The organism is Enterocloster sp. OA13 (assembly GCF_022440595.1).
Taxonomy (GTDB): domain Bacteria; phylum Bacillota; class Clostridia; order Lachnospirales; family Lachnospiraceae; genus Enterocloster; species Enterocloster hominis.
In genome coordinates, this window is record NZ_JAKNTF010000001.1 from 3,975,760 (window position 1) to 3,997,345 (window position 21,586).

Below are 21,586 nucleotides of genomic sequence, written 5' to 3' on the forward strand. Positions count from 1 at the left end.
ATTATAAATCCTCAAACCAGACGCTCTGGTTCTTACCGTTCCTTTTGCCGTAATACAATGCTTTATCCGCACAGCTTATGCATTCTTCCAACGCCTCATGCGGTTTGAATACATGAAGCCCCAGGGTTATGGTGCAGGAAAACCACTCTTTTCCATAAGGGACCACAAACTGTTCCACCTGCCTGCGGATTCTTTCACAGATGTCAAATGCCTCATCCACCGTGACATTGAACAGGATGATGAGGAATTCCTCCCCGCCCCAGCGGACCACCCTGTGTTCGCGGCAGTTGCTTTCCAGGATATTGGCAATGCACACAAGGGCCATATCCCCTGCATCATGGCCATATGTATCATTTACGCGCTTAAAATCATCAATGTCCACCATGGCAAACACGGTTTCCACCGCCTCTTTTCCACAGCTTCGCATGTCCTCCAGTAAATCGCCCACAACATAGCGGCGGTTATACAGTCCTGTAAGCCCATCCCTGTAAGCCATGTAGTTCAGTTTCTCCATGCTGTTGCGCAGCTCCCTGTTCTGGCGGTCCAGTTCGTCCTTCTGCTTTTTCTGAAGAAGGTGGGCGTGGATCCTGGACTGCAGCTCCGCCTTCACAAATGGTTTCTTGATATAATCACATGCACCCACAGAGAATCCCCTGACCACATCCTCATCACTGGATTTGGAGGTCAGGAAAATAATGACCGCATTTTTCTGGTCCGCCTCCTTAAGTGTACCGTAAAGCTCGTAACCGTCTGCATCCGGCAGTACCACATCTAAAAGGATTAAATCCGGCTGATGCTGTTTTATCTGCTCCACTGCCTCCTGGCCCGTATGCGCTTCACAGATATTGATGTCTTCCTCCTTCAGTGCCAGTCTTATCTGATTGCAGATTAAAAGGCTGTCATCCACAATCAGCACGGTCTGTCTGCCGTCATTTTCCATATACATAAACCTACCTCCTGGTTTTAAAGCATGATATCCGCATGCCTTACCGTACTTATTTTAAGCGTCCCATCCCCTGCGTGAAAGGAAATGGTCCTGCCATAGTTTCTTCCTGTGTCCTGGGCCGTCAGCTTAATGCCCTCCTGCTCCAGGCTGCATCTTACTGCCTCCACATTCCTCTGGCCGATATCCATGGTATTCCCGGATGTTTCAAACATCCTGGCGCCTCCTGCAATCTTGGCTGTCATCCTGCCCTTCCTGGCTCCGTGGCGCTCCATTTCCCGTATCAGTTCACGTACGCCCTGGTCCGCAAACTTATACAGGTTCGTTTTATCTGCAGCATACTCCGTGCAGGGCAGGATGACATGGGCCATGCCCGCTATGTGTTCCTGCCAGTCATAAAGGCAGACCCCCACACAGGACCCAAGGGCATAAGAAACCAGCACCTGGTCTCCTTTTGCAATTTTTCCTTCTGCAATCCCTACAATAATCTTATCCATGTCATTACTCCCTGAGCCTATGCAGCATTTTACCCAAATCTTCCTGCTCCGGAAGAAACAGGATTGTTCCCTTAAATGCCCTGCCCGACATATGGAACATATTCTCTATCAGCAGTATGTCATCGCCCGCAATCACCCACCTGGTCATGGGATAGCTGAGGATGGCGCCGCCCATATCAATGCACAGTTCCGGGACCGATACATCCATTTCCATGTTCATGAACCGGGACAAGGCCCTGATATAAGAACCGCACATGATATTACCCATCTCGCAGATAAGCGACCGCTCCATGTCATCCAATGCCATGAGGTCCCGCTCTCCCTGTCCAAGGATTGCGCTGAGCACTGATTTTGTAAATGTTTCGCTGAGCAGGAAAAGGAAGATTCCTTTCAGCTGTCCGGTGACCTCCACAAGGATTCCTGTCTGGGGCTCATCGGGCCTTTCCAATATATCATATACATCCTGGTATCCCATGATCCTCAGGACCGGCACCTCAAGTTCGACGGGCTGCTCCATCATCTGTGCAAGGGAGGTTACCGCGTTGCCTGCGCCCACATTGCCGATTTCCCTCAGTATATCCCTTGATATCTCGTCCATCTCCCTGTAATGGTCCATTATCATACCTCTCTTTATCATTCCTATAATTCGAACTTCCCTACCAGTTCCTTAAGAATCTGGGCCTGGGCTGAAAGTTCTTCGCTTGCGGCAGCGCTTTCTTCCGAGGTTGCGGAATTCCCCTGGACAATCTCTGAGATAAGCTCCACGCTCTTCCGGACCTGTGCAATGGCCTCTGCCTGCTGTACGGACACCTCTGAAATCTGATCCATTTTCCGGTTCACCCTGCGGGCGCCTTCCACAGATTCCTTTAAGGTGCGGGCCGTTATGTTCACCGCGTCCACGCCGTTCCTGGCCGCATCCGAATTCTTCTCAACCAGTTCCGCCGTAAGCTTGGATGCCCCTGCTGCCTTTGTCGCCAGGCGCCGTACTTCCTCTGCCACCACGGCAAAGCCCCTGCCTGCCTCCCCTGCCCTCGCAGCCTCCACAGAAGCATTGAGCGCCAATATATTAGTCTGAAAAGCGATATCTTCAATCTGGCTTACTATCTCTGTAATCTCTCCCGAGTTCTTCTTTACCTGTCCGATGGATTCCATCAGGGCTGCCATCTGGGCATCGCAGGCCTCCAGTCCATGTCCCACGGAAGCTGCAAGCTGGCTTGAAGCCACTGCACTGTCCGCATTCTGCTTCACACTGTCTGCAATCTCGTTGATGCTCACTGCCAGTTCCTCCACGGAACCAGCCTGTTCCGAAGCCCCCTGGGCCAGGGCCTGGGCATTGTTGGACACCTGCTCAGCGCTCAGTGATACCTGCTCAGCGCTGTTGTTGATCTGCTGCAGGGACTGGCGCAGCAGGCCTCCGATTTCCTTAAGGCCATTGCCGATGGCAACAAAGTCCCCCTTAAATTCCGTTGACGCCTTATAACCCAGCTGGCCGTTCCCAAGAGCTGTCAGGCCCCGCTCCACCTCGGAAATATAACCGGACAGTGCCCTGGCCGTGTGGCGTATATCATCTGCCAGCTGTCCAAGTTCATCCTTGGACCGGTACTTAAGGTCAATGTCCAGCCTGCCGTTGGATATGGTATTGGCCGCCTTCTTAACCTCATTGACGGGACGGACAATATTCCTTGTTATGAGTATGCAGACAAAAACCGTAATCACTATACAAACCAGGGACAGCGTTATGAGCATGAACATGATATGATGGTTGTCCTCATGTCCTGCCGCCAGGCTGTTTTCTGCATCGGCAACGGAAATATCCACGACATCGTTGAGGACGTTCCTCACGATGTTAGCCTGCGGAAGATACCTGCTTATATATGCATCCAGGACTTCCTCATCCTTTCCTGATTCCAGAAGCGCCATCACGGCTTCCCGCTCAACGGACAGCTTGTCAAACTCCGCCTGAAGTTCCTTTACCTTCTCCGGAGCGCTGATATAACCGGTGGTCAGTTCCGCCAACGACACTTCCTCGCTGGCAATCAGCTCCTTTGTCTTATTCAGATATTCCTTTTCATCCACCATATCCTCCGTGGCTGACAGTACGGCTATATTCCGTTCCACTGCCCGGAGGTTTGCTATCATCCTAAGGGAAGACTGCACATTGGCAAACTGGTTATTGTACAGGGTTTCCATCCGTGATGATATGGTCTCGATGTTAGACAGCGCCATGGCAACCGTGATGATATATAAGAGGATGATAAGCATGAATGCCAAAATCATTTTCTTTCCTGTCTTATAGTTCCTGAACCGTTCTCTCATCTTATGCTTCCCCACATTCTTATTGTTTTAAGTAGCAGTTCACAACCTTGCTGAATTCTTCCGGCTTAAACGGCTTCACTATAAAATCCAATGCCCCTGCAAGCACCGCCTTCTGGATCATCGTATCCTGTCCGACCGCGGAACACATGATAACCTTTGCCCCCGGATCCATGCCTATCATTTCCTCAAGCACCTCAAGCCCCGACTTTCCGGGCATGGTAATGTCAAGCAGCACCAGGTCAGGGTGGATCCTGCGAAACAGGTCAAGGGCCTGCTCCCCATCCTGGGCTTCCGCCACATCCTCATATCCGTTTTGTTTCAGGATCCTGCGGATCATACTTCTCATGAACATTGCGTCATCCACTATCAGAATTTTTTTATCCATCTAACCACCCTCTGTTTCTACCTTGTTTTTATATTTTTGTAAACCGCGGGATATACGGCTTTCAGCCCTGTCTCATCCGCTGCCAGCAGTTCCGCGTGCCCTACCAGCAGGTATCCGCCCGGCTTCAGGCACTGTTCCAGCTGCCGTATAAGCCGTCCCCTGGACTGCCTGTCAAAATAAATCATCACATTCCGGCACAATATCAGGTCATACTTATCCGCTCCCGGAGGCTGCTCCATCAGGTTATGCCGCCTGAAACGGATATTATACCGGAGCCGTTCATCCACGGCAAATGTATTCCCGTCCCGCACATGGCAGTATTTGCGCTGCCATGGTCCGGGCAGGCTTTCCAGCTCCTTCAGCGGGTATATCCCCTCTTCTGCTTTTTTCAGGGCTTCCCCGGAAATATCCGTGGCCGTTATCCGGATTCCCGGCATCCTTGCGCCCCTTTCCCTGTAATCCTGGACCAGCATGGCTACGGAATAAACCTCTTCCCCGGTGGAACACCCTGCGCTCCATATATTGCAGATTCCCATGCCGCGGTCCTCAAACAGGTCCGGCAGGATATCATTATACAGCGCGGAAAAATGGGCCGGCTCCCGCATGAAATATGTATAATTAGTGGTGATGCGGTTAATCATCTCACCCGCCATCTCACCTGACCTGTCATTCCTCATCTGTTCCATATACTGGGTAAAAGAGGTGAGCCCTCTTTTCTCCATCTCCCTGGCCATCCTGCATTCAATCAGCACCTGTTTCTTTTCCAGGTTGATTCCGTAATTTGACCGTATATATGATACAATCTCTTCAAACTCCCTGTTGTTCAGTCTTATCACTACACTTCTCCCATATTCCCGGCATCACATGAACCAGTCCTTCTGAATGGATGGATTCCTCTCCTGCCGGTTCTCCTGCAATTCCCCAGCGGGATTCCTGCTGTCCATTCATGATGACCGCGCAGACAGGCTCCCCGTCCCCTATGCGGCGGATAACCACCGGCATGTCTTCATGGAACAGGATGCCCAGGATATCCTGTGGCGCTCCCGGCACCCCATATACACGGGGATTGAGGATGATTTCCTTAATACAGCCCTTTTCCACATATATCTCCCTTAATCCATCCCGGACAATCACAAAATCCATTAATCAACACCTCTTTCATCACGCAAAGCAGTCTGGAAACCAGCCGGTTCCAGCACATATGCCAGTATCCTCCCGCCCTCCGTTCCGTCAAGAAGCGCCATGGCGCTTATGTACCGGTTCATCTGGCTCTTAACTTCCCCGGGCAGTTCCCATATCTGCTCCTTTAAAACCTGCACAAGCCCGGTTATCCCTTCAGCCCGAATGCCAGCCTTTCGTTCCCCGCATTCCACAGTCACCATATAGGGCCTGCTGTCCTGTCCCTCCGGCAATCCGGTCAATACGGCTTCCGGCAGTTCCGGGTCCGCTTCATCTGCCGCAGAAACCCGGCCTATCCATTCAAGGGGAAGAAGAAAATGAAACCCGGACAAAAAAAAGAGCATGTATGACTCTGTCAGACCATTCATACCATTCTCCTTTCCAAGCTTTTTAGTTAACATTCCTTCTTAACATATTGTTTATATTCTAACATATATGGAAGAGATTTACTATATTGAAAGTACAGAAAAAGAACCAGGAGCATGATTTTTCCTGATTCTGTAACATTTCCAGATTGAATTTTATGGCCTGAACCGCACAGGCTCCACCTCCGGCGTCAGGGGTTCCATACGGTATTCCGGGAACTGGCTTATCAGCTGGTCCAGACAGAGGGATGTGCTGTGGACGATATCATGGCCCAGAAGGACCACCTTCCGCCTTCCCATCATGGTCTTTTTAGCATTGTCAAGCAGTTCCTCAGGGCTGGATTTCCTGAGGGCGTCATCCAGGCTGGCATTCCAGTCAAAATAGATGAATCCCCTGGCGTCCATGGCTGCTATGATATCACTGTAAACTTCCCGGTTATGCGAATTAATGCTTCCTCCGGGGAAACGGTACAGCCTTGCCTTCTCCCCCGTTACCTCCAAAACAGCCCTGTAGGCCTTGTCAAAGTCCTCCAGATAGCTGTCCACACTCTCATAAAGGGCTTCATAATCATGCCTGTAACAGTGGATTCCTATGGTATGCCCCTCCGCCACTATCCTTTGGGCTGTCTCCGGATGCTTCAGGACATTTTCCCCCACCACGAAAAATGTTGCCTTTATATTCCGGTTTTTCAGTACGTCCAGGACCGCGTTTGTATTCTCTTCCGACGGGCCGTCGTCAAAGGTCAGATACATGACCTTCTGGGGGAGGACATCGTCCGGGACGGATGGGGTGTCCGGGGTGATGGAACTGTCCAAGGTGGTGGAACCATCCGGGGTGGATAGGGTATCCGGCGTGTTGGTATTACCCGAGGCGGATAGGGGGGCCGGGACGGATGGAACGCCTGGGACTGCCTGGGTTATATCCGGCTTCAGTACACTGCCTGGATTTCCAGCCTGGTATAGATACCCTGTCACTATCTGCAGGACATCCCCAGCCAAGGGAACCGGATATACCATGAATCCGTCATTTCCACCCTTCTCCCCGGTTGCTCCTTCCGACACCATGCTGTTCCCAATGAGCCTGTCAATTCCCGGGAACTCCGGCCGGACGGCAAGGAGCACCGCCAGGACAGACAGAATGCCCGCCGCCGCGGTTGACGCGGTAAACAGGATGTCCATCAGACTTTTCCTGCGCCTTCTTTTCCATCTCCGTTTACCGGGGTATGGATATCTTCTGTACATAATGGCTGCCCCTTTCATGCAAAAACTCCTGTGTAAGTGGAAAGCAGGTACAGGATAATCCCATACCCATGCCCCACAGCCCATCCTTCTGCGGGACACCATCCATCTTACACAGGAGCGGCATCATAATACCATCATTTTTGCATCATAGTTGCATCATTTGGATATTTTCAAAAAGAATTCATTGATTCCTTCATAGAATCCCACGGTGACAATGGTCGTCTCCCCTGCCGGGCCAGGGCATGCATATTTCTTAAAATAAGGAGTGGTCTCCATCAATGGGTTGGCCTCCTCATAGGGCTGGGGCTGCAAAAGCCCCATGTAGCTGCACCAGGTTTCCATTATCCTGTCCGGGTCCATTTCCTCCCAGCGGCGCGGGGTCCTGACGTAAAACTCGTACATTTTCCCATCATCCGCATCAATGTATGCGTTTATCAGATGGTTTTCCTTGTCCGCATTCTTCTGGATGTTTGACATTTCCATCTTCCATACCGCTACGTTATTGCGCGGCTCCAGCACATCAATGGCAGAGTAGAGGACCGCGTCATACGTCCCTGCATCCACATCCTTTACCGTATCCGGCAGTATGCCAAGCTCTTTCAGCGCCGCCAGTCCCTGGTTGCAGGTGCCGTATATCTGGGCATCCGTGATTTCTTCACCGGAAGGCCCTCTGTGGTTTACAACAAATGCATAATTCCCTTCCAGCTCCCCATATCCCGCTTCCGTATTGCTTCTGGTGACTGCATACTGTTCGCTTTCAGGCAATACCTGGCTGCTCAGGCTTTCCGACAGGATATAGAGCTTCTCACCGCGGCTTAAGGTATAACGGTACCCCTCCCCTTCCTCCTGGGCATCCACCTGGTGCACCGTACCCAGCACCGACCGGTCCCGGTACCTGGCAAACAGTTCAGGACCAGCTATGGACAGGGCCATGACAAGGACGGTAAACAGGATCAGGAGCAGGTTTGTCATTATCTTTCTCATCTCATCCCTCCTCCGGACGGGCCGGAAGCACAAAGCCCATGCAGGTGCCTTTCCCCGGTTCACTTTCTATCTCCAGACGGCTTCCATGCAGAAGAAGGATTTCCGCGCACAGGGCCAGCCCAAGTCCTGCCCCGTTCCTGCTTCTTGATCGGGACTTATCCACCATGTAAAATGCCTTTGTGATTTTGTGCTGTTCCTCCTTGGGGATTCCTACCCCATAGTCCTTTACTTCAAACCGGTACCCGTCCTTCTGAAGACGGCCATAGACTTCAATGAGGCCGTCTGCCTCCGATGCCTTGCAGGCATTGTCAAGAAGGTTCATGAGTACGGATTTAATCAGGTTTGCCTCTGCCCACACAAATCCTTCATCGTAGTTGAAATATATTTTCGCGCTCTTATTCAGCACATACATATCGTAAAGATAAACAAACAGGGATTCTGCAGAAACCACGGTAAATTCCACTTCGCTGCGCCGGGTGACCATGATGTCCAGCAGACGGAAGGACATGGTTTCCAGCCTTTTACCTTCCGTATAGATATAGTTGGCCGACATGAACTGCTTTTCCTCATCCAGCTTGCGGGAGCGCAGCATGTCCGCATATCCGATAATGGAGGTCAGCGGCGTTTTCAGTTCGTGGGCAAATGCAGCCACAAAGTCCTCCCTTGCCTGTATCTCGTCCTCCAGCTTCCCGATGTTGTCCTCCAGCGCATTGGCCATCTGGTTAAAGTCCGATGTCAGCTGCCCCAGTTCATCGCTGCTGACCTTCCTGGCACGGTAATGGTAATCCCCGGACGCCATGCGCTTGGTGGCACGGGTCAGGAGGCGGATGGGCCTGGTCAGCCAGGAGGATATCAGATGCATGATGAAGGTGCCGCATACCAGCATGGCAACGGTCACCTGGCGGTAGACGGAAAAGCCCAGGGCCCGTTCCCGGAACACATCCGATACATCCCTTAAGGTCTCCAGGTAGAGCGCCCGGTCCAGTGCATTGACCATCGTGCCTGCCTGTATGTAGTAGCCGCCATCCAGCTTTATGACCCGGTAGGTCTTGGTGCCGGAGGCTGTCTGGTCCAGGCTTTTGTTGTCAGCGTCAAAACCGATGCTGGCATACAGGACCTGCTTCTGCTCATCAGAAAGGCGCAGCATCCGTCTGGCGCTGTGTCCCCCTGTTTCCAGATTGGAGGCAATCTCGCTAATCGTGTTATCCTGCAGGACATCATATTTGGCCGGCACATTCAGGGCCGCGGTCTCAAATGCAAACCGCAGGATGCTGTTGTCATCCAGCGCCTGTGCCACTTCCCTGTCCATCGCTGTCTCAAACACATAATTCACAAAATAGAATCCGCTGAAGCCAAAGCCAAGGGCCATTACAATCATGGTGCATAACAGCAGTTTCAGTGAAAATTTCATCCTGATACCTCTAAGCGGTATCCCACTTTATAGACTGCCACCAGGCTGTTTTCCCAGCCAAGCTTCCTTCTCAGCCTCTGGACATGCAGATCCAGGGTACGGCTGTCCCCGGAGTATTCTCCTTCCCATACCTTTTCATAAAGGGTTTCCCTGAAAAGGGCAACATTCTTATTCCGTATGAAGAGGACCAAAAGGCCAAATTCCTTATTGGTCAGCACCACCGGCCTTCCCGCCTTGGTAACCATCCGCGCCTCCACATCCACGGTCACATCCCCGGCGCTTAACAGGTGTTCTGTCTTATTATACCGCCTCAAGACCGCCTCAACCCTGGCCGTAAGTTCCACCACGTCAAATGGCTTCACCAGATAATCATCCGCGCCCAGCCGCAGTCCCTTTACCCTGTCCTTCACCTCGTGCTTTGCCGTGATGAAGATTACAGGAATCCCAAGGGGACGTATGTATTCCATGATGTCATAGCCATCGGCTCCCGGCAGCATGATATCTAAAAGGATCAGGTCAAATGCCTCTTCTTCAATCATCTTAAGCGCCGCAATCCCGTCCTGGACCGCAGCGCACTGGTAACCGCTTGCACTCAGGTTCATATCAATCAGATCACAGATCGGTTTCTCATCATCCACTATCAGTATTCTTATCATTGCCCTGTTTTCCACCCCCAATATGCGCGCGCACGCTCCACCAATTCAGACATGGTGTCGGTATCGCTGCATTTTACCGTCTGTTTGATATCCGTATCCTCATAAAAACCAGCCGTCCTCTGGTAATAGACCGAATACCCGCTTTCCACCACGGACTGTCCGCCGCTTCCCTCATAGCTGTAGCTGGCCAGCACCATGATATCCTTCAGTCCGTCGCCGTCAATGTCCTGGCAGCTGATTCCCTTAAGCCCGTAAAGATTCTCATAATCCCCCATGGGCTGGAAGCTCCATACAATATATCCCTGTTCATTGACCAGATAAATCATGAACACGGTATATTCCGCCATGCGGTAGGTGCCAGGCACCACAAAAAGGCGGCCCAGCTTCTCAAACTGCCTGGGATAATACTGGTCCGCGGCAATCTCAAAGCCATTGTCCAGAAGTTCCTTCTGGGTGGCTGCCGTGTACAGGAATTCCGTGGAATACCCATCCCTTATAAAAGATGTGATGAACCGGATGCTCTTATTCATGCCAAAGCGGTTAAGCTGGTCCGACAGCCTGTAGTCCCTGTAAAATGCCCCGTTCTTCTGGAACAGTACATCGCCCACTTTGTAAATGCCGGAACCGGCGGACGCCGGCGCTTCCGGATTAACAGGCTGGTCCGCATCCCCATAGCTGCAAGCCGTGATGAGGACAATGTCGGACAGGCCATCGTTATCCATGTCCTGGAAGGAAACCGCTGCCAGCCATTCATTGGGCTGGCCAAGACTGCCCCTGCGCTGGCTGTTGGTCTCCAGCCGGTCCGTCTTAAACACCAGCCGTCCGTCCTGCCCTGCAAAGAACAGGGCCAGCCGGCGGTACTGTGTATCGTAGGCAGGGATGAAGGAAACCTCCCCGTGCCCCTTTAACTCCACTGGGAATATCTGGTCTTCAATTATCTGAAAACCCGCAGGCCCTATGTCACCCTTAACGTCTATGGATTCAAAACGGCGGCAGTAATCCTGGTATTCCCGGGAGGATGGGATATCCGCCGTTCTCCCGGCCCCAAACGCACGGCTGTCCAATACCGCCACAGACAACGAAAGAATCAGGAGGGCAGGCAAAAGCTTATTCTTTCTGAAAATCAAACGTATCCCTCCACTTCTCCCTTGTAAAAATCAGGCTTTTGGCAACCAAAAACAACTCAGGACCACACAATTACCCCCATGCTATCCCGCATCCTAATTAATAGTATCGCAAATAGAATGATATTTCAACCAGATATGGTCATTGACTTACGCCCTGCCTAACAAGCCTCCGCAAAATTCCCGGTATACAACTGATAATATCTCCCTTTCCTCCCAATCAGCTCATCATGTGACCCCCGCTCAATGATCCTTCCCTGTTCCATCACCATGATACAGTCAGAATTGCGGATAGTTGACAGCCGGTGGGCAATGACGAATGTGGTCCTTCCTTTCATAAGGGCATCCATGCCTGCCTGGACCAGGGATTCGGTCCTGGTGTCAATGGAGGAAGTGGCTTCGTCCAGAATCAGCACAGGCGGGTCAGCCACTGCTGCCCTGGCAATGGCAAGGAGCTGTCTCTGCCCCTGGCTTAAGCTGCCTCCGTCCCCGGTCAGTACGGTTTCGTAACCATCAGGCAGACGGCGTATGAAGCTGTCTGCATTGGCCAGCCTGGCCGCATTCACACACTCCTCATCCGTGGCATCCAGCTTGCCATAGCGGATATTGTCCATTACAGTTCCCGTGAAAAGATGGGTATCCTGCAGCACAATCCCCAACGAACGTCTAAGGGCCGGTTTCCTGATCTTATTTATGTTAATTCCATCATACCGGATCTTACCGTCCTGGATATCATAGAAACGGTTGATCAGATTGGTAATGGTTGTCTTACCTGCCCCGGTGGAACCCACGAATGCAATCTTCTGTCCGGGCTCTGCAAACATCTTTATGTCGCGCAGCACCATCTTGGAATCATCATATCCAAAATCCACCCCGTCAAATACAACACTGCCTTCCATCTTCTTATAGGTGACAGTCCCCTCCGCCCTATGGGGATGCTTCCAGGCCCATACTCCGGTGCGCTCTTTGGTTTCCTTAAGGGTTCCGTCCTGATTTTCCATGACATTTACAAATTCAACATACCCATCGTCCTTTTCAGGTTCTTCATCCAGCAGTTCAAATACGCGGGCCGCGCCTGCCGCGGCCATGACCACTGAGTTCATCTGCTGGCTGATCTGGGTAATGGGCTGGGTGAAATTCTTGTTCAGCCCCACAAATGCAATGATGGTTCCAATGGTAATCCCCCCAATACCATTCAGGGCCAGCAGGGCGCCTGCTGCCGCACACAGCACATAGCTCAGGTTACCGATGTTGGCATTGACCGGCATCAGAAGGTTCGCGTAGCGGTTGGCCTTGTCCGCGCTATCCCTTAACTGTTCATTGAGGCTGTCAAAGTCCTCCTTTGACTGTTCCTCATGGCAGAATACCTTTACCACCTTCTGCCCGTCCATCATTTCCTCTATGAATCCATCCACGGTTCCCAGGTCTTTTTGCTGCCGGCCAAAGTGGGCGGCCGACATTCCTGAAAGTTTTCTGGTCACAAGGAGCATGACAGATGCCATTGCAAATGTCATGAAGGACAGAGGTATATTCAGTACCAGCATGGAGATGGCCGTGGCCGCCAGGGTAACAGCTGAGTTAACCACCTGGGGCACGCTCTGGCTCATGAGCTGGCGCAGGGTATCCACATCATTGGTATATACCGACATGATATCGCCATGGGCATGGGTGTCAAAATACCGGATGGGAAGGGATTCCATTTTCCTGAACAGTTCTTCCCTCAGCCGTTCCATGGTGCCCTGGCTTACGGTAACCATGATCCTGTTATATGCGTAAGCGGTGATGACGCCAATCAGGTAAAGCGCGGCCAGCCCGCACAGGGCGGTAAATAAAGGTGCAAAGTCCAGTTCCCGGAGCACGGTTCCTGCTGCCTGGGTATTTCCTGCCGCCCTTCCTTTTACTGCCTGCGCCAGCAGCGGCTGTATATAGTCGTCAACAAGGGACTGTATGAACATCATGCCCTTTAAAGTAGCTGCCGCCGAAACAATGATACATGCCAGCACAGCAGCTGAGGCCCCTTTATAATTGGATACCATGTATCCGATTACGCGTTTTAATATCTTCAGGGATTCGTCTGCCCTGCCTGTTTTTTTCTTATCCATCATGCAACTTCCTCCTCTCCCGGCTGGCCGGAATCCGCCTGGGACTGGTCAAAATCTCCCCCTCCCTTGTTCTGGGATTCATATATTTCCTTATATATTCCGTTTGTTTCCAGCAGTTCCTCATGGGTGCCGTAACCATTCATCCGTCCATCATCCAGCACCAGGATGTGGTCTGCATGCTGCACGCTTGATATGCGCTGGGCAATGATGATTTTCGTGGTTCCTGGTATGGCGGTTTCAAAGGCAGACCTGATCCTGGCATCCGTAGCCGTGTCCACTGCGCTTGTGGAATCGTCCAGAATCAGTATTTGGGGATTCTTAAGCAATGCCCTGGCAATGCACAGGCGCTGTTTCTGGCCGCCGGACACATTGGTCCCGCCGCGTTCCAGGTACGTATCATACTTTTTGGGGAGCCGTTCAATAAACTCATCCGCACAGGCCGCCTCACACGCCTGCCTGCATTCTTCCTCCGTAGCATGGGCATTGCCCCAGCGCAGGTTATCCAGGATGGTGCCTGAGAACAGTACGTTCTTCTGAAGGACCACCGCCACTGCATCCCTGAGCGCCTCCAGATCATATTCCCGTACATCCCGGCCGCCCACACAGACAGAGCCTTCACTTACGTCATAAAGCCGGCTCACCAGGTTTGCCAGGCTGGATTTCCCGCTTCCTGTGCCGCCTATGATGCCAAGGGTTTCACCGGATTTTATGTGGAGCCGGATGTCTGAAAGGACCTGCCTGCCGCTTCCCTTTTTGTAGGAAAAGCTTACATTATTAAAGTCAATGCTGCCGTCCCTTACTTCTTCTGCCGGATTTTCCGGGTTCCTGATTTCCGGTTCTTCCTTGAACACCTCCTCAATCCTCTTAACGCTGGCTGAACTCATGGTTATCATGACAAATATCATGGACAGCATCATCAGGGACATCATGATGGACATGATGTAACTGAACAGGGAAGTCAGCTCGCCGGTGCTCATGGTTCCGGCCACGATGTAATGGGCGCCGAACCAGGATACAGACAGGATACAGCAGTAAACCGCCAGCATCATGACAGGGTTATTGAATGCCAGTATTCCCTCTGCTTTTACAAACAGACGGCAAAGCTTCTTTGCAGCCGCGGTAAATTTCCGGTTCTCATATTCCTCCCTCACATAAGCCTTGACCACACGGATGCCGGATACATTTTCCTGTACGCCGGCATTCAGGTCATCGTACTTCTGGAAAACAACGTCGAATGTTTTCCTGGCTGCCAACATGATGCATCCCAGGATACATCCCAGGAACAGGATGGCTGCCAGGAATATCATGCTCAGCCTGGCATTTATCATAAATGACATGCCCATGCTGCACAACAGCATCAGGGGCGAACGCACGGCGATACGGATACACATCTGATATGCGTTCTGGATATTGGTCACATCCGTGGTCATACGGGTCACCAGTCCGGCCGTACTGAATTTGTCTATGTTTGCAAAGGAAAATGTCTGCACCTTATCATAGATGCCTTTCCTCAGGTTGCAGGCCAGGCCTGAGGATGCGCTGGCCGCATATTTTCCTGCCATGGCGCCTGCAAAAAGACTGATAAACGCCATGATGACCATGATACCGCCGTAAGTCCATACCTTTTTCATATTTCCCCCCTGTATGCCCTCATCAATAATCAATGCCGTTATGAACGGCAGCATGACCTCCATGATTACCTCCAGGGCCGTAAACAGCGGCGTCAGGATGGAATCCTTTTTATATTGTTTCAACTGGCTGAATATTGTTCCCATATTTTCTTTCATCTCCTTTTCCCTTATTGGGGTGTATAATTAATTAACTAGCTAACAATTACGGTACTTATATTTTATACCTCATATTTCCTTGAATGTAAAATTCAAAAATGTTATAATCTATAAAAATCTTTTATCGTTATTTATCATATTTATTTTTTATTGTGGATTTATGCAGGAGAAAATCATGAATACGGTGCAATTAGAATGTTTTTTAGCAGTGGCAGAATACCTGAACTTTTCCAAGGCAGCCAACTCCCTGAAGATAACGCAGCCGGCTGTCAGCCATCAGATTACATCCCTGGAGGATGAACTGGGCTCCAGATTATTTATACGGACCAGCAAAAATGTAAGCCTGACCGAAGCCGGGCTTATGTTCATCGAGGATGCCTCCAGTATTATAAAAATCGCCTCCGGGGCAAAAAAAAGACTGCGGTCAGATGCCTGCGACCTGCTTTATCTGACCATTGGCTGTCACAACCAGTCCGAGCTTGATCTGCTTCCTCCCATCATCAGCCGGCTGGTGAAGCATTTCCCCACACTTCATCCTTCCGTTAAGCTGATTCCTTTTAAATCCATGGCAAACCTGCTGGAAGAGGAACGGATCCATGTCATGTTCGGGTTCCAGTATGATGACCAGAAAAAGCCCATCGGCATATACCATGAACTGGGCGGGCTAAACGTATGCTGTGTGTGCCCGGCCAATCACCCCTTCACCGGACGGACCACACTCTGCGCGGAGGATCTGGTTGGGCCGCTGGTCCTCTGTGACCCTCAGAGACTGCCCCAGCCCATACTCCAGTCCCAGATACGCATCTCATCTTCCTGCCATCCGTCAGAGCTTTATTTTGTGGACAGCTATGAAAGTATATTAGCCATGGTAAAGGCAGGGCTTGGATGTTCCCTGCTTCCTGCCTATCCCCGGTGCGCCCAGGACGGGCTGGTGTATATACCGGTGGAGGATCTGTCCCCGATTCATTTTGGTATGTATTATAAGAGTCTGAAGGGTAATCCGGTGTTAAAGGAATTCATACGCCTGATGGATACAGAAGGCGGTTTTTAGGAACCATCCGCATGTATGGCGCACCAATCCTTAGTCCCTGGTCAGCTTCCGTATCCAGTTCCCATAGTTCACCTCTAAAAAGGCCGGTATGCATTTAAATATCTGGTCCGCATTCAGGCAGCACACAACGATTACAGGAGATGCCTTCACCACAAAGGCCATGTAAAATGACAGCGGCAGCACAATCATCCAGATACTCACCAGATCCATCTTCACCACAAACATGGCATTGCCGCCGCCCCGGATGATGCCGTTATTGGTGGGCATCTGATAGGACATGCCCACGCATACCACGCTCAGTATAATCAGGAAGGCGTTGGCCATGTCCCTTGTCTCATCGGATAAGTCGTACAGGCCAAGGACAGGTATCCTGATAAAGAACAGGATGAACCCGGATACAATTCCAATCAGCACGAATATTTTCTGGAGCCGCAGGGCATACGCCTTTGTCTGGGCAAGGTTCCCCCTTCCTATGGCCTGCCCAATCAGGACGGATGCCGAGGAGGAGGCGCCCACGGCCATGGATTTGACCAGCAGGAACAGGGTGGAGGCCACGCTGTTGGCAGCGATTGCATTGCTTGCCATGTGTCCCAGGATTACGGTCTGAAGCGCGGTGTTTACGCCCCAAAGCCCCTGGACGAACAGCATGGGAAGACATACCCTGAAATAATCCTTTCCCAGCGTCACGTCCTGGTGCAGGTAATCCCCGGGCCTTAAGTGGATGGTCCTTTCCTTTTTGGCAATGTAAAGGACGAGGATCAGCACTTCAATGATCCTGGCTGTCAGGGTCCCGACCGCAGCCCCCGCGGTCCCCATCTCCGGCGCCCCGAACCTTCCGTAAATCAGGACATAGTTGATGCCGCAGTTAATGCAGAATGTGGATATGGACAGGTAAAATGCCACCTTCACCATCTCAATGCTGCGCAGTGTGGCAAGAAGTATCTGTGTAACTGCAAAAAACAGGTAGGTAAAACGGATGATACCGAGATACCGCATCCCCTCCTGTATGATTCCCGCATCTGTTGTAAAGATGGAAACCACCCGGTACGGATACAGGCTTGCCGCCGCTGTCAGTATGACGGCCAGGGCCAGGGCGGCATGCATGGCGGTCACTGCAATTTTCTTCATTGGCCCTGTCTGCCGCTTTCCCCAGTACTGGCTGCAGAAAATCACAAGCCCGTCCCCCATTGCGGTCAGCAGCTGCTGATATACAAACTGTACCTGGTTCACAGCCGCCGCCCCTGCCAGGGCCTGTTCACTGTACGCCCCCAGCATGATGTTGTCAGCCAGATTCACGGCCAGGCTGATGACATTCTGTAAAACCAGTACGATATAGAGTGCAAAAAAGCGTCTTAGAAATTTATCCTTTGTCACGTGGTATCCTCCCAGGTACGCGTATCCTTGGCTGACAGAAAGTGATTGGCATACGTGTCCCAGCTAATTATATTGAATCCGGCGGCATATTTCAATGTAAAAACAGAAAAGGATTGAAAACAGTGCTGTCTTCAATCCTTCTGTGCCATATCTTAGCCATATCTTGCTGCTATGACAGCTGATGATATATATCCATACCATCTTGTCATACCTTACCGTGACGCCTGCCCCCCATGCCGGGCCGCCGGATTAACCTGCTGTCTTTACTGTTTATCCGCAAAGTAGATATGATACCTCTCCTCATCCACATCTGCCAGGGGCATCCATTTCATCCCGTCCGCCACAAATTCCCGGACCCCGTCACGGAAAACTTCCCTGGCCATCTGGTCATTCCACCTATCCACATCCGGGCAGGGCAGGTATTCCTCACTGTCATTCAGCGCAGCCAGGATATATGGACCATATGCAATGCTGGAATAACCGCTGCCATCCGGCGCAGGCAGTTTTCTGAACCGGAATGGCAGGCTGATTTCCATCCGGTCATCCGGCATCCACTGGCGGCGGATCCTTACATATCCGTCGGAATCCACCGTGAAGCCTTGGGAGGCCTCTGTAACCGCATCCGTTTTTGCCAGCCCGTCTGCCTCTGCGCCTTCCGGATGCACGGTGTGGATCCGGATATCCCAGTCCTCCCCGGCCCAGCAGGGAATCCTCAGGGCCACGGTCCTTTCCCCGCCGTCCTTTGGCCCATTGAAGGTAATCCTATACCCGCCCTGTGTCCGGGCGTCCTCCTCCAGTTTCAGTTTCCACCCATCCTCCATATCCAGTTCCGAAGGAATATAGAGGTTCACGTACACTTCTTTCTTATCTTCCCCTGCCGCGTATATGTTCCTGATGTAACGGAACCGGCTTTCCAGCCCAGTGCCGTGGCAGCAGGTGTTCTCAGAGGTATTGAATTCCTTCCGCCCGCCCGGACGCACCGGCATGAAGTAGGTGGTTCCCCCGTCCGCCTTGTGGCTGGCAGAGGACAGGATATGGTTGTAGAGGACATTTTCATAATAATCCATCTTACGGCTGTCCGGCGAAAGCCCGAACAGGCCGAAGGTCAGACGCATCAGGTTATAGCTGGCGCAGCTTTCCGCGGATTTATCCGTCATATAATGGGCGATATCGCCCGGCTCATGGAACATCTCCGTCTCGCCCACTCCGCCAATGCTGTATTCATGGGAACGGACCACCATCTGCCAGAAATTCCTTGCAATAGCAAGGTAGCGTTTCCCGCCTCCTGCTTTGTACAGCTCCAGTGCGCCGATGGCCTGGGGGATGTGCTGGTTGGCATGCATATCCTTTAAAGTATCAACATTTTCCTCCATGGGATAAAACAGCTTCTCATTGCGGAAGAACAGGGCCGCCCTGCGGTACCTTCCATCCCCGGTTTCCCGGTACAGGCGGACCATGACGGAAATCATGCCGCCGAATTCCCCTGCGATGTACATGGACCACATCTTATCCAGCTGTGCCCTGGAAAGCCTGGACAGACGTCCATAGACCCAGTCCCCCAGCCCTGTAAGCAGATGGAACGCTTCCTTGCTCCCGGCCAGGCAATAGCAGTCATATAATCCTGACATTATCTTATCCAGGGTATAGTAGGGCGCCCATATCTCCGGATACCTTGTATATACCTCCAGAAGGTCAAACTGCTGCTCTGAATAGGCGCTTAGGAACCCTTTGGCGCAGCCCTTTGCTTCCAGTGCCTTCTGGCACTCTGCCAGGGCATTTACCATATAGTTGATTTTGTCCTTCAGCTCCGGCTGGCCGTGGACACTGCAGGCCAGGGCCAGCCCGGATAGGTAATGCCCGGTGGTATGGCCTTTCAGGTTGCACTCCGGCGCATCCCAGCCCGTCATCGGCCCTGCGCCCCGCACATCCAGCCCTGCCGCGCTGCGGAAGTTGTACAGCATCTGGTCATCGTCCACGGACAGCAGCCAGCGGATCATCCGCTCCTGGGCGTCCCAGAACCTGGTTCCTTCTGACAGCCGCACGGAACCGGCCGGCACCTCGCCTGCAGATATCCTGGCAGGCCCTGAATCCTCCCGCTGATCCGTGACCAGGATCTGCGCATCCGCAGTAAGCCCGGTTTCCTCTGCATATCCTTTTACATGTATGGTTTTTCCGGATACCGGAAGGGTAAACGGTTCCCACTTGACCGTAAGCGTGGTAGGGATTCCCCTGTCATCCGTTGCAATGACCACTGGGGGAAGTTCCCCCGGTTCCCCTGGCCTCACCGTCCTTTTAACAGGGCGCAGGCTGACAATGGACGCCTTCCTGGGTTCCTCCAGCACCGTTGCCTCAAAAGTACGGTCCGCCAAACCTCCTTCATAGGCAGAAGATGCAGTAAGGAGGATCTTGCGGTTGCCCACCCCGTAAGTGGGTCTGGTCACTTTTCCGTCATGGCTTATGAAAAGAGTTTCGTGTGATTTCCAGCTGAAACGCGCTCCGCGTTTTCCCCTGGACGGCAGTTTCAAATCCGTATCCACTGTGTTCAGGTTGCCAATATAGATATCCGCCAAATCCTGGCGGACCGCCTCTTCCGGCAGGATTACATCTGTTCTTCCACTCATTGCGCGGCTTCCTCCCAGTTTGCATTCATTGGTTTTTCCTTGACTGCCTTTTCCTTTACAGCCTTTATCCCGGTTTCCTGGATTCCACCAAGGACCTTTTCTTTTATCCAGTCTTTTCCTTCAATTACCCTGGTAATCAGCATGGCCAGGGCCGGGTCGCCAGCCACGTTATTCATGGTACAGAACGGGTCTGTCAGCGTTCCCATGATGACAATGATCGGTATGACGGATGTGGGGAACCCGAACGCGGTACAGATGAACATCTCGCCGATAAACCCGCCGCTTGGAATGGTCCCCACGATGATACCGCTGAGAAGAGCCACAATCACTGCCTTTGCAATCTCCCCAGGTCCCATGGACATATGGAAAATACCGAATAGGAATGCAATCTTGACAATCTGCACCGACACCACGCCATTTTTATGCATACTGGCCCCAAGAGGGATCACAAGACTGCTGATTTCCTCGGAAATCCCCATCTTCTTAGCCGCAAGCAGGTTGACAGGGATGCATGCCGTACTGCTGCAGGCGCCTGCGGCCGTGGTGGCCGGAAGCCAGATTTCGGTCCAGTAACGTTTCACGCCTTCCGCTCCCCCGCTGATGAACGGGACAATGATGCCAAAACCAATGAAAAACAGGATACAGAAAACCGCATATATCACGGACATCCTGGCAACGGATCCGATGATCTGGCTTCCGACCTTGCCAATCAGTGTTGCAAAATAACAGGCAATGCCCACCGGCGCATAATACATGACAATGGATACCATCCTGCCTAACGCCTCACTCAGCGCTGAAAACAGGCTTATGATCGGTTTTCCCTTTTCCCCGATGCTGGCAACTGCGATTCCGAACAGGATTGCAAATACAATCAGTGCCATCATATTGCTGATGGACAGCAGGTCCACGAAATCCGTTACCGTGAACATATTTACAAAGTTAAGGGACGTATTGCCCGGGTCAATCTCCCCGGCCAGATTTACCGTGACGCCTTTGGCCGGGTCAAACATCTTGACCGCCCCGACAGCCAGCAGGGATGTTATCAGCCCGCCTATGACAATTGCGGCAAAAAACACGCCCAATACCTTTCCCAGCTTACCCAGATTGCCCATATTGGCAATGGAATTTGCTATGGAAATGAAAACCACCGGTACAATAAGACAGAATACCATATTCAGGAAAATGTCTGCAAAGGGCTGCAGTACAGCCGTCTTCTCCCCCAGGAAAACTCCCAGCAAAGCTCCCGCAACCACACCGGTTAACAGGATAATGGAAAACCTGTAACTCTTTAAGATGTTTCTTAACCTTGAACCTGATTCATTCATTCTGAACCCCTCCTATTATTTTCTTTTTTGTCACCCCATTGCTGATATGCCTATTATAGAAAAACATGGGCTGGAAAAAAAGAAAGGAAAGGAACCATTTATATAATAAAATCAACACAATTTATATGATAAAATTAATAAATTTATTGTTTATTACCTGAAAAAGTGTTAAAATAATACAATGATTTAATATGTTTGAAACCCCGGAAACCCTTGTAAATACA

Annotated in this window: 18 protein-coding genes and 1 pseudogene; 1 reads left to right on the plus strand and 18 read right to left on the minus strand. The window is 51.6% G+C overall.

Going from position 1 to position 21,586, the window contains the following annotated elements; genetic code table 11:
• Position 1: 1 nt before the first annotated feature.
• The 15 genes and pseudogenes from MCJ35_RS17640 to MCJ35_RS17710 form a co-directional block, all read right to left on the minus strand.
• Positions 2-940: a GGDEF domain-containing response regulator gene (locus MCJ35_RS17640; RefSeq protein ID WP_025486168.1), complete on the minus strand. Its 939-nt coding sequence runs from the start codon at positions 938-940 to the stop codon at positions 2-4.
• 23 nt (positions 941-963) lie between these two features.
• A complete protein-coding gene (locus tag MCJ35_RS17645; RefSeq protein ID WP_008718832.1) occupies positions 964-1,440 on the minus strand; it encodes a chemotaxis protein CheD in 477 nt (158 codons plus the stop codon).
• A gap of 4 nt (positions 1,441-1,444) precedes the next feature.
• The gene (locus MCJ35_RS17650) at positions 1,445-2,056 is read right to left on the minus strand and encodes a chemotaxis protein CheC (protein ID WP_025486166.1); all 612 of its coding nucleotides are present in this window, start codon (positions 2,054-2,056) and stop codon (positions 1,445-1,447) included.
• 23 nt (positions 2,057-2,079) lie between these two features.
• The gene (locus tag MCJ35_RS17655) at positions 2,080-3,756 is read right to left on the minus strand and encodes a methyl-accepting chemotaxis protein (RefSeq protein ID WP_025486165.1); all 1,677 of its coding nucleotides are present in this window, start codon (positions 3,754-3,756) and stop codon (positions 2,080-2,082) included.
• 19 nt (positions 3,757-3,775) lie between these two features.
• The gene (locus tag MCJ35_RS17660) at positions 3,776-4,141 is read right to left on the minus strand and encodes a response regulator (RefSeq protein ID WP_008718835.1); all 366 of its coding nucleotides are present in this window, start codon (positions 4,139-4,141) and stop codon (positions 3,776-3,778) included.
• A gap of 17 nt (positions 4,142-4,158) precedes the next feature.
• The gene (locus MCJ35_RS17665; RefSeq protein WP_025486163.1) at positions 4,159-4,977 is read right to left on the minus strand and encodes a CheR family methyltransferase; all 819 of its coding nucleotides are present in this window, start codon (positions 4,975-4,977) and stop codon (positions 4,159-4,161) included.
• Positions 4,949-5,284 carry a hypothetical protein gene (locus MCJ35_RS17670; protein ID WP_025486162.1) on the minus strand — a complete coding sequence of 112 codons (336 nt, stop codon included), beginning with the start codon at positions 5,282-5,284 and terminating at the stop codon, positions 4,949-4,951. Before MCJ35_RS17670 ends, MCJ35_RS17665 begins: the two co-directional genes overlap by 29 nt.
• Complete coding sequence (locus tag MCJ35_RS17675; protein ID WP_025486161.1) at positions 5,284-5,688, minus strand: hypothetical protein; 405 nt, start codon at positions 5,686-5,688, stop codon at positions 5,284-5,286. The genes MCJ35_RS17670 and MCJ35_RS17675 overlap by 1 nt, the downstream gene beginning before the upstream one ends.
• A 153-nt stretch (positions 5,689-5,841) precedes the next feature.
• Positions 5,842-6,444: pseudogene (locus MCJ35_RS32180) on the minus strand (polysaccharide deacetylase); the annotation flags it as partial.
• A gap of 639 nt (positions 6,445-7,083) precedes the next feature.
• Entirely contained in the window at positions 7,084-7,911 is an 828-nt protein-coding gene (locus tag MCJ35_RS17685) for a hypothetical protein (protein WP_025486158.1), read from the minus strand.
• Between the two features lies 1 nt (position 7,912).
• The gene (locus tag MCJ35_RS17690) at positions 7,913-9,322 is read right to left on the minus strand and encodes a sensor histidine kinase (protein WP_025486156.1); all 1,410 of its coding nucleotides are present in this window, start codon (positions 9,320-9,322) and stop codon (positions 7,913-7,915) included.
• Positions 9,319-9,978: a response regulator transcription factor gene (locus MCJ35_RS17695; protein ID WP_008718843.1), complete on the minus strand. Its 660-nt coding sequence runs from the start codon at positions 9,976-9,978 to the stop codon at positions 9,319-9,321. The genes MCJ35_RS17690 and MCJ35_RS17695 overlap by 4 nt, the downstream gene beginning before the upstream one ends.
• Complete coding sequence (locus MCJ35_RS17700; RefSeq protein ID WP_025486154.1) at positions 9,975-11,105, minus strand: hypothetical protein; 1,131 nt, start codon at positions 11,103-11,105, stop codon at positions 9,975-9,977. The genes MCJ35_RS17695 and MCJ35_RS17700 overlap by 4 nt, the downstream gene beginning before the upstream one ends.
• Positions 11,106-11,263: 158 nt before the next feature.
• Entirely contained in the window at positions 11,264-13,204 is a 1,941-nt protein-coding gene (locus MCJ35_RS17705; RefSeq protein ID WP_025486153.1) for an ABC transporter ATP-binding protein, read from the minus strand.
• Entirely contained in the window at positions 13,204-14,979 is a 1,776-nt protein-coding gene (locus tag MCJ35_RS17710; RefSeq protein ID WP_025486151.1) for an ABC transporter ATP-binding protein, read from the minus strand. The genes MCJ35_RS17705 and MCJ35_RS17710 overlap by 1 nt, the downstream gene beginning before the upstream one ends.
• A gap of 187 nt (positions 14,980-15,166) precedes the next feature.
• On the opposite strand from MCJ35_RS17710, the gene MCJ35_RS17715 reads away from it, so the two are divergent.
• Positions 15,167-16,042, plus strand: a complete 876-nt coding sequence (locus tag MCJ35_RS17715) for a LysR family transcriptional regulator (protein WP_025486150.1) — start codon at positions 15,167-15,169, stop codon at positions 16,040-16,042.
• A 30-nt stretch (positions 16,043-16,072) separates the two neighbouring features.
• On the opposite strand, the gene MCJ35_RS17720 is transcribed toward MCJ35_RS17715, so the two are convergent.
• From MCJ35_RS17720 to MCJ35_RS17730, 3 genes are all read right to left on the minus strand, one after another.
• A complete protein-coding gene (locus MCJ35_RS17720; protein ID WP_034577724.1) occupies positions 16,073-17,416 on the minus strand; it encodes an MATE family efflux transporter in 1,344 nt (447 codons plus the stop codon).
• A 263-nt stretch (positions 17,417-17,679) separates the two neighbouring features.
• Positions 17,680-20,037 (minus strand): beta-L-arabinofuranosidase domain-containing protein, encoded by a 2,358-nt coding sequence (locus tag MCJ35_RS17725; protein ID WP_240299595.1) that lies wholly within the window; start codon positions 20,035-20,037, stop codon positions 17,680-17,682.
• Complete coding sequence (locus tag MCJ35_RS17730; RefSeq protein ID WP_025486148.1) at positions 20,034-21,362, minus strand: dicarboxylate/amino acid:cation symporter; 1,329 nt, start codon at positions 21,360-21,362, stop codon at positions 20,034-20,036. The genes MCJ35_RS17725 and MCJ35_RS17730 overlap by 4 nt, the downstream gene beginning before the upstream one ends.
• Between the last annotated feature and the right edge of the window lie 224 nt (positions 21,363-21,586).